The sequence below is a fragment of the Pseudomonas sp. YJ42 genome, from assembly GCF_047225135.1.
GTDB lineage: Bacteria > Pseudomonadota > Gammaproteobacteria > Pseudomonadales > Pseudomonadaceae > Stutzerimonas > Stutzerimonas stutzeri_E.
Window position 1 is genome coordinate 1,496,468 of sequence record NZ_CP178378.1, and the last position, 14,007, is coordinate 1,510,474.

Here is a 14,007-nt window from a genome sequence, read left to right on the forward strand (position 1 = left end):
GGGATTCAATCGAGCGAATCGGGAACTTGGCGAATGGGCGTGTTTCGGTGAGCTGCGCGGACGTACTGGGCGGGCCAAGGCACCGAGCTGTCACGTAGGTCCTCAGCCGCGTGCAACGGCCAGTAGGGATCACGTAGTAGCTCGCGCGCCAGCAGGATCAGATCGGCCTGGCCGGTACGCAGGATGTGCTCGGCCTGCACCGCCTCGGTAATCATGCCGACCGTACCGGTGGCGATGCCGGCCTCACGCCGCACCTGCTCGGCAAACTGGGTCTGATAGCCCGGGCCGACCGGGATCTCGGCATTGACGGCCGTGCCACCAGAGGACACGTCGATCAGATCGACGCCGAGAGTCTTCAGCCGCCGCGCGAGTTCAACGGTTTCTTCCGCATTCCAGCCGTCCTGTACCCAGTCGGTCGCCGACAGCCGCACGAATAGCGGCAACGCCTCCGGCCATACCGCCCGCACCGCCTGGGTAACCTCCAGCAGCAAGCGGATACGGTTGTCGAAGGAGCCGCCATAGCGGTCCTGACGCTGATTAGAAAGCGGTGAGAGGAACTGATGCAGTAGATAGCCGTGCGCCGCGTGCACCTCAGCCACCTTGAAGCCTGCCGCCAGCGAGCGCTCGGCGGCACGCACGAACGCCTGGATGATCTCGTTGATTCCCGCCTCGTCCAGCGCGGTGGGCACCGCATGCTCCGGATCGAAAGCGATGGTCGAGGGGCCGACCGGCGTCCAGCCCCCGGCCGCGATCGGTACGCTTCCGTGCCGTCCGAGCCAGGGCTGCCAGGTGCTCGCCTTGCGGCCGGCATGGGCCAGCTGAATGCCGGCTACCGAACCCTGAGACTCGATGAACCGCGTGACGCGGCGCAACGGTTCGACATGATCGTCGGACCAGATACCCAGGTCTTCCGGCGAGATGCGCCCATCAGCCGTCACTGCGGTGGCTTCGATGATGACCAGCCCCGCCCCGCCGACGGCCCGGCTACCCAGATGAACCAAATGCCAATCGTTGGCCATGCCGGCTTTGGCCGAGTACTGACACATGGGAGAAACGGCGATGCGATTGGGCAGCGTCAGCTGACGCAGGGTGAGCGGCTGGAAAAGCTGTGTCATGGAAACCTCACTGCGATGGATGCGCGTTGGACATCCTCCAGTACAGACTGTTTCGACGACTTTGCTCGGCCAACGTCGCATGGGTGGCGAATCGGTGACAGAGTGTTGCAGTTGGCTAGCTCATCACTGTGGGTGGGCGGTTTCGTGGGAAAACAAATCAGCCTTGGACGATCGATTCGTGCCTGCCCTTTCCCAGCGCAGCGCAAATGGGACGGCACTGCCCGTGCCGGTTGTTTTCTTTCGACGGTGACTCGCAAACACTAAGCTGGAATCCATTTAACGAAGACTCGAATCTGGACGGTGGAGTGTGGACAGGTTTCAGGAGATGAAAGTACTGCTGGCGGTTGCTGATGCGCAGAGCTTTGCGGGCGGGGCGAAACGGATGGGCATGTCGCCGCCGAGCGTGACGCGCGTGATAGCGGGTCTGGAGCGCCGCCTAGGCACTCTGCTATTGGCGCGCAGCACCCGCAGTCTGCGTCTGACCGAAGCAGGCCGGCGCTATGTGGAAGACTGCAAGCGCATCCTGCTGGATCTGGAAGAAGCCGAAGAACTGGCCACCGGCAGCAGCATTCGTGTGCGCGGCAATCTGACCGTGACAGCTCCGGTGATGTTTGGTGAGTTATTCCTGATTCCGCTGATCACCGAGTACCTTGGTGAGCACCCGGACGTAGTCATCCACGCGCTGTTGGTGGATCGTCTGGTGAACGTGGTTGAGGAAGGCGTAGATGTGGCCATACGCATCGGCCAGCTGCCTGAGACCGGTCTGCAGGCTATCCATGTCGGGCAGATCCGCCCTGTCATCTGTGCCGCACCCGCATTCCTCGATCGCGTCGGCAGACCGATATCCCCAAAAGAGGTACTGGCGTCACCGATAGTGATGTCCTCTACGAGCAGCCTGCTTACCGATTGGCAATTCCAGGTGGGGCCGAACTCCATCACCTTGCACCCCAAACCGCGGCTGGTGGTCAGCTCCAATCAGGCGGCAATCAATGCCGCGCGCATTGGCTGGGGGTTCACCCGGGTGCTGTCTTACCAAGTTGCCGACCTGGTATCGAAGGGGGAACTGGAAATCGTCCTCGATGAGTTCGGTACATCGGCATTGCCGGTGCATGTGCTCTATCAAGGCGGTAAACGGGTGCCTGCCAAGGTGCGCACTTTCGTCGACTATTGCGCCAGTCGGTTTCTGGAAAATCCAGGGCTGCACGTGGTTACACGGACCTAGCGCATGAGCCGATACCGCGAAATGCAGGTATTCGAAGCCGTTGTGAAATCGGGCAGCCTCGCCGCTGCCGCGCGGAATCTGAATCTATCGCCAGCGACAATCACGCGCACGGTAGCGTCATTGGAAGCACGCCTGAATAACACCCTGTTGATTCGTGGTCCGCGCGGCGTCGAGCCGAGCCCTGCAGGCGAACGGTTTGCCTTGGACTGTCGAGAAATCCTGGAGCGAATCGACCACGCCGAACACTCCGCTGCCGGCTTGCATGCATGTCCCACCGGGGAACTCACCGTCTCGCTACCGCTGCTGATGGATCCCCACGTATTCACGCCGATCGCCACTGCTTACTTGGCGGCCTTTCCTGACGTAAGTCTGGTTATCCGGACCAGCGAAGGCGTGCCCAAACTCCTCGAGGAGGGCATCGATGTCGCCCTTGTCGTTGGCCAGCTGCCAGACTCGTCCGGGTTCGCCATGCTAGTGGGCATGGTGAGACCCATTGTCTGTGGTTCGCCCGGCTACCTGGCAACATGGGGGCGGCCCGAGACCCCCGACGATCTCCACGCTCACCGCACCGTCCTTACCGCGTCCGCAAGCCCTGAGGCCGAATGGCGTTTTCGCGGCGAGCGCGCCACACGGCTGATGCGGCCTGCCCCCGTGCTGACGTGCACCACCCAGCGTGCGGCTATTCGTGCCGCCACCCTGGGGTTGGGGCTGATTCGCTGCATGAGCTACGAAGCGCACCATGAGCTGCAGAGCGGCTTGCTCGAGCCCGTCTTGGACGGCTTCGCCAACCAGAGCATGCCGGCCCATTTGATCTACCGCGATGGCCGCCGGGCCGAGGCGCGCGTGCGCACCTTCGTCGACTTCGCGACGCCCCGATTACGCGCCCACCCGGCCTTTTCCAGATGAAGCCACCAGGCTTCGATCGATCCATTTCCCACCGTCGCCCTTTGTCAGCTGGCAATACGATTATTTCGTAGAACGAAATTATGGATTGCTCCGTGTGGCGATTCTATCGAGCCGCGAGCAGGCGCAGCATTCATCTGGCAGCGCAAGGTTCTCTACCCGACTCGAAGCTGCGCTGACTTCTCTCAACCAGCTACGGAGCCACGACCATGACCCAAGCCGCCATCAAACTGTATCGCCATCCTCTTTCGGGCCATGCCCATCGCGTCGAGCTGCTGCTCTCGTTGATGAAGCTGCCAACCGAGCTGGTTTTCGTAGACCTGGCGAATGGTGCGCACAAAAAGCCTGAATTCCTGGCCATCAATGCGTTTGGCCAGGTTCCGGTTATCGAAGACAACGGCACCACGCTCAGCGACTCCAACGCGATCCTGGTCTATCTGGCAAAAAAATACGGTGGCGGCAGTTGGCTGGCTGAAGATTCCCTCGGTGCCGCGCGCATTCAGCGCTGGCTATCGGTTGCCGCAGGCCAGATTGCCTATGGGCCGGCCGCCGCGCGCCTGATCACGGTATTCGGCGCCCCGTTGAATGCCGATGACGTCACCGCGCGCTCCCACGCCTTGCTCAAGGTGATGGACAGCGAGTTGACCAACTCGCCGTTCCTGGCCGGCAACACCGCAACCATCGCCGATGTCGCCAACTACACCTATATCGCCCATGCCCCGGAAGGCAACGTGTCGCTGCAGGCCTACCCCAATGTGCGCGCCTGGCTGGAGCGTATAGAAGCGCTTCCCGGCTTCGTACCCATGCAGCGCACTGCCGTCGGTTTGCAGAGCAACTGAGTGGGCACCGGCTGCTGGGCTTTCCGGCAGTCTTCCCAAGGAGCGTCTTCCATGAATCATCTCCCCAAGCACCGTCAGTCACCCTGGCATGCCGGCGAAAAAATGCTTCAGGAAACAGTCGGCGCGACCGAGCGAATGGACGTTGTTGGCCAGAAGGCCATTCGTGACTACATGCCCGACCAGCACCGGGAGTTCTATCATCAATTGCCCTTCATGGTCGTCGGCGCGGTCGATGCGCGGAACCGTCCTTGGGCCACGCTGATGGAGGGGCCGGAGGGTTTCGTCGTTTCTCCGGATCCACAGCATTTGGTGCTTGCGGCACCTCTCGACAGCCAGGACCCGGCCGCGGCTGGCCTGCAGGCGGGTCATGCCGTCGGCATGCTCGGTATCGAGCTGCATACGCGCCGACGTAATCGCATCAACGGCATGATCGAACACGCCGCACCGGACCGCCTCGAGGTTGTGGTCGAGCATTCCTTTGGTAACTGCCCGAAGTACATCCAGGAAAGGTCCTATACGCGCTCGACGGAGCGGTGGAAAGACCGCGGAGCGCGCGAGGATTTCACTGCGTTGAACCCTCGAACCACCGAGATGATCCGCGCCGCCGACACATTTTTCATCGCCAGCTACTTCGATCATGACGACCACCACCGCTCCGTGGATGTCTCCCACCGGGGAGGTCGCGCCGGGTTTGTGAAGGTCGAACGCAACCGGCTGTTCATTCCCGACTATGCGGGCAATCAATTCTTCGCCACGTTGGGGAATCTGAAGGTCAACTCCCGCGCCGGGCTGTTGTTTGTCGACTTCACCAGCGGCGACATGCTGCAACTTAGCGGGCGCACGGAACTGATTCTGGACGGCCCGATCGTCCGCGCCTTCGAAGGCGCCGAGCGGCTGTTTACCTTCGACGTGGAGCACGTGGTGCTGAGGCCGGCCGCCGTGTCTCTGCGCTGGACGTTCCATGGCTACGCACCGACCAGCTTGATGACCGGCACCTGGGCCGCGGCAGACGAAAAGCTGCGGCAGAACGAACAGCATCGGCGGTGGCAACCGTGGCGGGTGATGCGGCTGCAGGACGAAAGCAGAGACATTCGCTCATTCATCCTCCAACCGCTGGACGATACTCCGGTGGAATTCAACCCCGGACAGCACCTGCCGATGCGCCTATACGCCGACGGTGAAGCGGCACTGATCAGGACCTACAGCATCTCCAGCGCCCCTTCCGATGGTCACATTCGCATCAGCGTCAAGGCGCAGGGGCTCGCATCCCAACATCTCCACGACAAGGTGCAGGTGGGCGACATTCTGGAGGTTCGTCCGCCACTGGGCGGCTTCACCCTGACGGTTGACACCGCAAGACCGGCGGTATTGATTGGCGCGGGGGTCGGCATTACACCGCTTATTTCCATGTTCAGGGAGCTGGCCTGGCAAAACCAGACGCAGCAAAGGGAACGCCACATCCATCTGTTCCAGAGCGCCAGGGCGCTGGAGGACCTTCCGTTTCAGGAGGAGCTTGAGCAACTGTTACAGCGCGATGCTGGGCAGCTGCACGTCCACCGGGCGCTGAGCAGGCCGGGCACGGAAGCGGTTCTTGGGCGCGACTACGAAATAGCCGGTCGCCTCGGCTTAGCCGACGTCAAGGCCAGGCTCGCGTTCGATGACTACGACTTTTATCTCTGCGGGCCAGCCGGGTTCATCCAGGACCTGTACGACGGTTTGCGCGCACTGAACATTGCGGATGAGCGAATCCACGCCGAGGCATTCGGCCCTTCGATGCTTCAGCGGTCAGCGGCCGAACATTCCACCGCCTTGATTCAAGCGCCGGCTGCCAGCGCTCCGGTGCCGGTGCTTTTCTCGTTATCGGCACTGGAAGCACGCTGGACTCCAGGAAGCGGCAGCCTGCTGGAGCTGGCGGAAAGCCGCGGTCTGAACCCCGATTTCAGCTGCCGTGGAGGCTCCTGCGGGACCTGCAAGACACGTCGGATCAGCGGCATTGTCCATTACCCCAATCCTCCGGTGGAAATGCCGGAGAGCGACATGGTGCTGATCTGCTGCGCCGTACCCGCGGAAGGTGAGAATGGGAGTCAGCCCTTGGTCCTTGAACTCTAGTGCCGCCAGCCGCAACAGCCCGAACCGACGACTATCCTCAATATCTCTTTCTCGAAACCGGAGCGATCGCCATGTCTACCACCGAAATCCGTCAACCTGTTCCTCCCTTCACTCGGGAGTCAGCGGTATTGAAAGTCCGACTGGCCGAAGATGGCTGGAACAGCCGCGATGCGGCAAAAGTGGCCATGGCCTATACCCCGGACACCAAGTGGCGAAACCGCTCGGAATTCGTCACCAGTCGAGCTGAGGCGCAGGCGTTTCTGACCCGCAAATGGAACAAGGAACTGGAATACAGGCTGATCAAAGAGCTTTGGGCGTTTACCGATAACCGAATCGCCGTGCGTTACGCCTATGAATGGCACGACGATTCGGGTAACTGGTTCCGCTCCTACGGCAACGAAAACTGGGAGTTCGCTGAAAACGGCCTGATGGCTCATCGATTTGCCTGCATCAATGATTTACCCATTCAGGAGTCCGACAGGAAATTCCGCTGGCCGCAAGGTCGCCGTCCCGATGACCATCCAGGACTGTCGGATCTAGGCCTATAACAGCCCACCTCGCGCCCGCCAAAAGCTCCGGTGATCGCCCGATGGCCGGGACGCTAGGCGGCTTCCACCCGCACCGGCACACCGTTGAGCGCAGCATTGCCGGACAGCGCGTCCAGCTGGCGCTCATCGGTCAGATCGTTGGCGCTGGCGCCCGGCTGGCTGCTGGCGATGCCCATCTGCACGCCGGGGCGAGCGTGGCCCCAGCCATGCGGCAGGCTGACTACACCGGACATCATCTCGTCGCTGGCAGCAACCTCCACCTCGATCATGCCGACCCGCGAACGAACCCGCACACGCTGACCATCGGTCAATTCGAGGCGGCTCAAGTCCGCCGGATTCATCAGCAACTGATGACGCGGCTTACCCTTCACCAGACGATGGTAGTTGTGCATCCAGGAATTGTTGCTGCGGACATGACGGCGTCCAATCAGCACCAGTTGATCCGACGCCGACTGCGGCGCGGAGGCGAAGCGCTTCAGGTCTCCGAGGAACAGTTCCGGTGCGACCTGCACCTGTCTGGTCGCGGTCTTCAGGCGGCCGGCGAGGTTCGGCTGCAGCGGCCCCAGATCCAGGCCGTGCGGGTAATCACGCAGTTTGGCGAGACTCAGGCCAGACGTGCTGCCGTCGCCATGCGGACCGGCACGCAAGCCCAGATCGATCATCTGCTCGGGCGCCATGGTCGATTTCAGCTCGATTCCGGTACGCGCCGCGAACGCCTTGGCCAGCCCGACGAAGATTTCCCAGTCATGCAGCGCACCCGCCGGCTTGGCGAGCACCGCTTCGTTGAAGCGAGTGACGTTGCGCACCGCGAAGACGTTGAAAGTGGTGTCGTAGTGATCATGCTCCAGCGGCGCCGTCGGCGGCAGGATCAGATCGGCGTAACGGGTGGTTTCGTTGATGTAGAAGTCGACGCTGAGCATGAACTCCAGCCCATCCAGCGCCTGTTCCAGCTGACGGCCGTTGGGCGTGGACAGTACCGGATTACCGGCCACGGTGACTAACGCACGCACCTGCCCTTCCCCTTCGGTGAGCATCTCCTCAGCCAGCGCCGATACCGGTAGCTCGCCACCATATTCCGGCAGCCCCGAGACTCGGCTTTGCCAGCGATTGAAGTGGCCACCCGAAGTGCTGGCCACAAGGTCCACCGCCGGCTGGGTGCAGAGCGCGCCGCCCACCCGGTCGAGGTTGCCGGTGACCAGATTGATCGACTGCACCAGCCATTGGCACAGCGTGCCGAACGCTTGCGTGGAGACGCCCATGCGCCCATAGCAGACCGCTTTGTCGGCCGCAGCGAAATCCCGGGCCAGTTGACGAATCTGCACGGCCGGCACCCCACAGCGTGTACTCATAGCCTCCGCGGTGAAAGGCGCCACTGCCGTGCGCAGCTCATCCAGCCCCTCCACAGGTAAATGACTGGCACGGGTCAGGTCTTCTTCGAACAGGGTATTGAGCAAACCGAACAGCAGCGCTGCGTCTTCGCCAGGGCGAACGAACAGATGCTGGTCGGCAATGGCCGCCGTTTCACTGCGACGCGGATCCACCACCACCAGTTTGCCGCCACGCGCCTTCAAGGCTTTGAGACGCTTTTCCACATCCGGCACGGTCATGATGCTGCCGTTGGAGGCCAACGGATTGCCACCCAGTATCAGCATGAAATCGGTGTGATCGATGTCCGGGATAGGAATCAGCAGACCGTGGCCGTACATCATCAGGCTGGTCAAGTGATGCGGCAGCTGGTCGACCGAGGTGGCGGAGAAACGATTGCGAGTCTTCAGCTGACCGAGGAAGTAGTTGCTGTGGGTCATCAACCCATAGTTGTGCACGCTGGGGTTGCCCTGGTAAACGGCCACCGCGTTATTGCCATGGCGCTCGCGAATCTCGGCGAGGCGCTCGGCGACCAGCTCGAACGCAGCGTCCCACTCGATGGCCTGCCACTCGTTGCCGACGCGGCGCATGGGATGACGCAGACGGTCCGGATCGTTCTGGATGTCCTGCAGCGCGACGGCCTTGGGACATATGTGGCCGCGACTGAAGCTGTCCTGCGGATCGCCCTTGATCGAAACGATTTGCTCGTCGCGAGTTTCGATTGTCAGGCCACAGATGGCCTCGCACAGATGGCATGCACGGTGGTGCTGGGTCGATTCGCTCATCGCGGGCTCCGAAGGATTGTTCTTTTAATCCAATCACTCTAGGCCCACGACGACCAGGCAACAATCAATTGCGCCCTGGTAAATGCTCCTCGATTCAGCAGGCCGATCTTGGATCCCGAACGAGGGCCTGGCGAATCAACGCGCGGCGATATGCGCCACCAGCAGCTGCACGCTTTCACGGCCGCGGAATTCATTGACGTCCAGCTTGTAGGCCAGGTCGGCCCAGCGCACGTTGGGGTTGGGCCAGAGATCCCGGTCGATATTGAATGCGATGCCATCGAGAGTCAGCGAGCCGCATTCGCTCTTGAGCACCATCTTCAGGTGCTTCTCGCCGACCAGGCGCTGCTGCACCAACTGGAACACACCGTGGAACACCGGCTCTGGGAAATGCTGTCCCCAGGGGCCGGCGTTGCGCAGTGCCTTGGCCAGTTCGAGATGAAACTCCTCGATGCTCAACTGCCCATCGGTGAGCAGCCGTCCGGTCAGATCGTCTTCGCACAACTGCCGGCGCACTTCGGCATCGAAGGCGGCCGCAAAGGCGCCAAAGTTCGCTTCTGGCAGCGATAGACCTGCCGCCATCGCATGGCCGCCGAACTTGCTGATCAGACCCGGATGACGTGCCGCCACCGCATCCAGCGCATCACGAATATGGAAGCCCGGCACCGAACGTGCCGACCCCTTGAGCACGCCTTCGCCAGCATCGGCAAAGGCGATGGTCGGCCGGTGATAGCGCTCCTTAAGCCGCGAAGCGAGAATACCGATGACGCCCTGGTGCCAGTCCGGCTCGAACAGGCAGAGGCCGAACGGCATGTCTTCGAGCGGCAAGTCCTTGAGCTGGGCCAGCGCCTCGCGCTGCATGCCCTGCTCGATACCCTTGCGGTCCTGGTTGAGTTGATCCAGCTGCACGGCCATGTCCCGCGCCAGTGCCTCGTCTTCGCAAAGCAGGCATTCGATGCCCAGCGCCATGTCATCCAGGCGCCCCGCCGCATTCAGCCGCGGGCCGAGAATGAAGCCGAGATCGGTCGAGGTGATCCGCCGATGATCGCGCCCGGCAACCTCGAGGATTGCCCGCAGCCCAGGCCGCGCGCGACCCGCGCGTATGCGCGCCAGGCCCTGGTGCACCAGGATGCGGTTGTTGGCATCCAGCGGGACCACGTCGGCGACGCTGCCCAGCGCCACCAGATCCAGCAATTCGCCCAGGTTCGGCTCCGCCCAACCATTGCGGGCGAACCAGCCCAACTCGCGCAACCGGGCACGCAGCGCCAGCAGTACGTAAAAGATGACGCCGACGCCCGCGATGCACTTGCTCGGGAAGGCGCATTCCGGCTGGTTGGGGTTAACGATGGCGTCCGCCGCCGGCAGTTCGGGCCCGGGCAGGTGGTGATCGGTTACCAGTACTTTGAGTCCGGCCACCTTGGCTGCCGCCACGCCGTCGACACTGGAGATGCCGTTGTCCACCGTCACCAGCAGATCGGGCTGGCGCTCCAGCGCCACAGCGACGATCTCAGGGGTCAGGCCATAGCCGTACTCGAAGCGATTGGGCACCAGGTAATCCACATGCGCGGCGCCCAACTGGCGTAGGCCCAGGACGCCAACCGTGCTGGCGGTGGCGCCGTCGGCATCGAAGTCACCGACGAAGAGAATGCGCTGACGCTTTTCCAGCGCCTCGACCAACAGCGTCACGGCCGCGTCGATACCTTTGAGCTGGTCGTACGGGATCAAGCGCGCCAGGCCCTTGTCCAGTTCAATCACCGACTGCACGCCACGTGCCGCATAGAGGCGTGTCAGCAGAGGCGGCAGGTCACCCAGATCGGGCAACAGGTCGGGCAACGGGCGGGGTTCAATGCGCATTCTGGGATTATCCGGTTCAGCGTGAGGCGTTCAGAGCGAAGTCGCGGCGCGCGCGGCCTGATCGTACAGGCCCGACATGGCGCGCAGCATCCCGGCGAGGCGGTGAATCTCCTCCGGGTCGATATTCAGGTTCTCGAAGGACGCGATCAGGCATTCGCGACGGATATCAGCGTATTCCTGACACAGCTCGCGGCCTTTGTCGGTGGTTCGGTAGAACATTTCCTTGCCTTGCTTCTCACCCGTCACCAGGCCCAGCTTGCCGAGCTTTTTCAGCGCGTAGGTCACGGTGTGCGTGTCTTCGATGTTCAGCAGCAGACAGATATCCGCCTGTCGCTTGGCACGGCCGCGGCTGGTCAGGTTGTGCAGCACCATGACGTCCAGCGCATTCATTTCCACCGCACCGGAGGCCTTCATGCAGCGTTCCATCCAGCGCATCAGCGCGGCGCTGGCGATGATGATGCCGTATTCGAGTTCTGAGAGTTCCTGCGACTGCTCGGCGAGATGCGCCGACGCCACGATGGACGATCGCAACGGACGAGGGGATTTGGCGTCAACCATCTTGCGGACCATGAAAAATGAGGATGGCCGCTGGCTGCCATCCAGGTGAATCGGGTCCGCAAGCATACAGCAATGCGCACCGAGAGACGGCTCGGCGGCGCTACGAAAAATATTTATTGATAAATTATCGATAATTTATCATCGTATTTCCACGCATCGACTTGTTACACGGGACAGCCCGTTACAGAGGACCCATGAACGCCCTACTCCTGAATTGCGATATCGGCGAAAGCTTTGGCGCCTGGACCATGGGCATGGACGCCGAGGTCATGCCCTTCATCGACTGCGCCAACATCGCGTGCGGCTTCCACGCGTCGGATCCCCAGGTCATGCGGCGCACCGTGGCGCTGGCGACACAGCATGACGTGCAGATCGGCGCGCATCCGGCTTATCCCGATCTGGCCGGGTTCGGTCGCCGCTCCATGGACTGCAGCCCGAAGGAAGTGGAGAACATGCTGCTCTACCAGATCGGCGCGCTGGACGGCATCTGTCGCGCCGAGGGCACCCGGGTTCGCTACGTCAAACCCCACGGCGCGCTGTACAACGACATGATGCGCAAGCCAGAACTGCTGCGCGCCGTGATGACTGCAATCGTTTCCTACGCGCCGTCGCTGCCGCTGATGCTAATGTCGACACGCGACAACAGCGCCAGCCAGACAATGGCGGACGAGCTCGGCATCACGCTCTGGTTCGAAGTATTCGCCGATCGGGCCTATGACGCCTCCGGCATGCTGGTTTCCCGCGCCCTGCCCGGTGCGGTACATCACGATGCCAATACTGTCGCGGCCCAGGCGCTCAGCCTGGCCAAAGGCGAACCATTGACCGCCAGCGATGGCAGCGCGCTGGTTCTGCGCGCTGACACGCTCTGTGTGCATGGCGACAACGCCGGCTCGGTTGCTGCGGTGCAGCGCATCCGCCAGACGCTCGAGAGCCTTGCGGGATGAAGCCGCGTATCGAAGTGGTCGGCATCGACAGCCTGATGCTGCGCCTGTTCGATGAGATCGACGAAGCCCATATGCCCTGGCTTCTGGCTGCGGCCAGCCGTCTGCGTGAGGCCTTCGGTGCGGCGCTGATCGACCTGGTGCCCTCTTATACGACGCTGCTGGTGCATTACGACCTGACACGACTGGACGACCATCAGGCGCGCCAGTGCATCGCCGATGCCCTGCATGAATTGCAGCCGGACGCAGGTGGTCAGGCGCGCGAGCTGAACATTCCGGTGTGGTACGACCCCAGCGTCGGGCCGGAGCTCGAGGCCCTCGGCCAGCGCAGCGGGTTGGGAATATCCGGTGTGATCGAGCAGCACAGCGCCCGAACTTATCAGGTGTTCGCGCTGGGCTTTGCGCCGGGCTTCGCCTTCATGGGGTTGGTCGATGAAATCCTCGCCAGTCCTCGCTTGCAGACACCCCGTAAACAGGTCCCGGCTGGCAGCTTGGGCATCGCTGACCGCCAGACCGCGATCTATCCGCTCGTTTCGCCCGGGGGCTGGAACCTGATCGGCCGCAGCCCAACCCGGCTGTTCGATCGAGAAATGGAGGGTTACAGCATCTGGCAGCCTGGCGACCATGTGCGTTTTCAGCCTATCGAGCACGATGAATTCGTGCGCCTCGGCGGTGACGACAGCCCGTTCGAGGTGATGCCATGAGCCTGCTGATCGAACGCAGTGGCGCGTTGGCCAGCTTGCAGGACGGCGGCCGGTTCGGTGTCCGTCACCTGGGCGTGACCCAGGGCGGCGCTGCTGACTGGGTCTCCCAGGCTTGGGCCAACTGGCTGCTGGGTAATCCGCTGCAGGCCGCTACCCTGGAAATCACCCTTGGTAATGTCGTGCTGCTCGCCGAAGCCGATACCTGCGTGGCGCTGTGCGGCGCCGATCTGGGCGCCACACTGGACGGTCAGCCCATCGCGCCGGGACGCAGCTTCAGCATTCGCAGGGGGCAACGGCTCAGCTTCGCCCAGCCGCGCCAGGGCGTGCGCGCCTACCTTGCCGCGCCCGGTGGTTTCGTGGCCCCGCAGCTACTCGGCAGCTGCGCGACGGTACGCCGGGAAGAACTAGGTGGGCTACACGGAAACGGCCAACCATTGGCGTCAGGCGACCGGCTGCACTGGAATGGCGCAGCCCCCCTACCGCGAACTCTGGATGCCACCCAGACACTGCCGCTGATCACTTCTGATGCGCTGCCGGTGGTATTGGGTGCACAGATCGGTGACTTCAGCGGGCGAAGCCTGTTCGATGCATTCAACTGCGAATGGACCGTGGACCAGCGGGCCGATCGTATGGGCGTTCGCCTGCGCGGGCCGGTACTGCGCAGCTCGCGCCAGTCGATGATTTCCGAAGGCGTTCCGCTCGGGGCCATTCAGGTCCCGCCGGATGGCCAGCCCATCGTGTTGCTCAACGACCGGCAGACCATCGGTGGCTATCCGCGGCTCGGCGCCCTAACGCCCCTGGCAGTCGCTCATCTGGCTCAGTGCATGCCGGGAACCACATTGCGGCTCAAACCAATATCCCTGGAGCGCGCGCAGAACGAGCAACGCGGGCTGCTAGGTAGCTGGCGTCGTCCGCCCTCTCGATAGCGAAGCGAATCAACGGACCGTACTCCCGAACGCGATAGAAAACCCAAAGGTGATCCGACCCAGACCAGACCACACAAAACCAAAACAACAATTACAAGAGAGTCCGGTTCACGCCCGGCTGCATTCCTACCTGCCCCAACG

Annotated in this window: 12 protein-coding genes; 8 read left to right on the forward strand and 4 right to left on the reverse strand. The window is 62.5% G+C overall.

Annotation, left to right across the window (positions count from 1 at the left end; genetic code table 11):
* Positions 1–5 precede the first annotated feature (5 nt).
* Positions 6–1,115 carry an NADH:flavin oxidoreductase/NADH oxidase gene (locus ACL0K2_RS06625; protein ID WP_413044069.1) on the reverse strand — a complete coding sequence of 370 codons (1,110 nt, stop codon included), beginning with the start codon at positions 1,113–1,115 and terminating at the stop codon, positions 6–8.
* A gap of 325 nt (positions 1,116–1,440) precedes the next feature.
* Between ACL0K2_RS06625 and ACL0K2_RS06630 the strand changes: the two genes are divergently transcribed.
* The 5 genes from ACL0K2_RS06630 to ACL0K2_RS06650 all read left to right on the forward strand — a co-directional run bounded on the left by ACL0K2_RS06630 (position 1,441) and on the right by ACL0K2_RS06650 (position 6,736).
* Entirely contained in the window at positions 1,441–2,337 is an 897-nt protein-coding gene (locus ACL0K2_RS06630) for a LysR family transcriptional regulator (protein WP_413044070.1), read from the forward strand.
* 3 nt (positions 2,338–2,340) lie between these two features.
* Positions 2,341–3,243: a LysR family transcriptional regulator gene (locus tag ACL0K2_RS06635; protein ID WP_413044071.1), complete on the forward strand. Its 903-nt coding sequence runs from the start codon at positions 2,341–2,343 to the stop codon at positions 3,241–3,243.
* Positions 3,244–3,449: 206 nt separating this feature from the next.
* Positions 3,450–4,079 carry a glutathione S-transferase family protein gene (locus ACL0K2_RS06640; protein ID WP_045163075.1) on the forward strand — a complete coding sequence of 210 codons (630 nt, stop codon included), beginning with the start codon at positions 3,450–3,452 and terminating at the stop codon, positions 4,077–4,079.
* Positions 4,080–4,130: 51 nt separating this feature from the next.
* Positions 4,131–6,188, forward strand: a complete 2,058-nt coding sequence (locus ACL0K2_RS06645; RefSeq protein WP_413044072.1) for a pyridoxamine 5'-phosphate oxidase family protein — start codon at positions 4,131–4,133, stop codon at positions 6,186–6,188.
* 71 nt (positions 6,189–6,259) lie between these two features.
* Complete coding sequence (locus ACL0K2_RS06650; protein ID WP_045163077.1) at positions 6,260–6,736, forward strand: DUF1348 family protein; 477 nt, start codon at positions 6,260–6,262, stop codon at positions 6,734–6,736.
* A gap of 53 nt (positions 6,737–6,789) precedes the next feature.
* Here the strand turns inward: ACL0K2_RS06650 and ACL0K2_RS06655 are convergent, their stop codons facing one another.
* From ACL0K2_RS06655 to ACL0K2_RS06665, 3 genes are all read right to left on the reverse strand, one after another.
* A complete protein-coding gene (locus ACL0K2_RS06655) occupies positions 6,790–8,886 on the reverse strand; it encodes a molybdopterin oxidoreductase family protein (protein WP_045163078.1) in 2,097 nt (698 codons plus the stop codon).
* A gap of 135 nt (positions 8,887–9,021) precedes the next feature.
* The gene (gene recJ / locus ACL0K2_RS06660) at positions 9,022–10,737 is read right to left on the reverse strand and encodes a single-stranded-DNA-specific exonuclease RecJ (RefSeq protein ID WP_045163079.1); all 1,716 of its coding nucleotides are present in this window, start codon (positions 10,735–10,737) and stop codon (positions 9,022–9,024) included.
* A 30-nt stretch (positions 10,738–10,767) separates the two neighbouring features.
* Positions 10,768–11,295, reverse strand: coding sequence for a winged helix DNA-binding protein (locus ACL0K2_RS06665; RefSeq protein ID WP_025242572.1), 528 nt, complete (start codon positions 11,293–11,295; stop codon positions 10,768–10,770).
* Between the two features lie 194 nt (positions 11,296–11,489).
* On the opposite strand from ACL0K2_RS06665, the gene ACL0K2_RS06670 reads away from it, so the two are divergent.
* From ACL0K2_RS06670 to ACL0K2_RS06680, 3 genes are read left to right on the forward strand one after another with little or no spacing between them, the layout of a single operon-like run.
* Positions 11,490–12,239, forward strand: a complete 750-nt coding sequence (locus tag ACL0K2_RS06670) for a 5-oxoprolinase subunit PxpA (RefSeq protein ID WP_045163080.1) — start codon at positions 11,490–11,492, stop codon at positions 12,237–12,239.
* Positions 12,236–12,940 carry a 5-oxoprolinase subunit PxpB gene (gene pxpB, locus ACL0K2_RS06675; RefSeq protein WP_045163081.1) on the forward strand — a complete coding sequence of 235 codons (705 nt, stop codon included), beginning with the start codon at positions 12,236–12,238 and terminating at the stop codon, positions 12,938–12,940. The genes ACL0K2_RS06670 and pxpB overlap by 4 nt, the downstream gene beginning before the upstream one ends.
* Complete coding sequence (locus ACL0K2_RS06680; RefSeq protein ID WP_045163082.1) at positions 12,937–13,866, forward strand: biotin-dependent carboxyltransferase family protein; 930 nt, start codon at positions 12,937–12,939, stop codon at positions 13,864–13,866. Before pxpB ends, ACL0K2_RS06680 begins: the two co-directional genes overlap by 4 nt.
* The last annotated feature ends 141 nt before the right edge of the window (positions 13,867–14,007 follow it).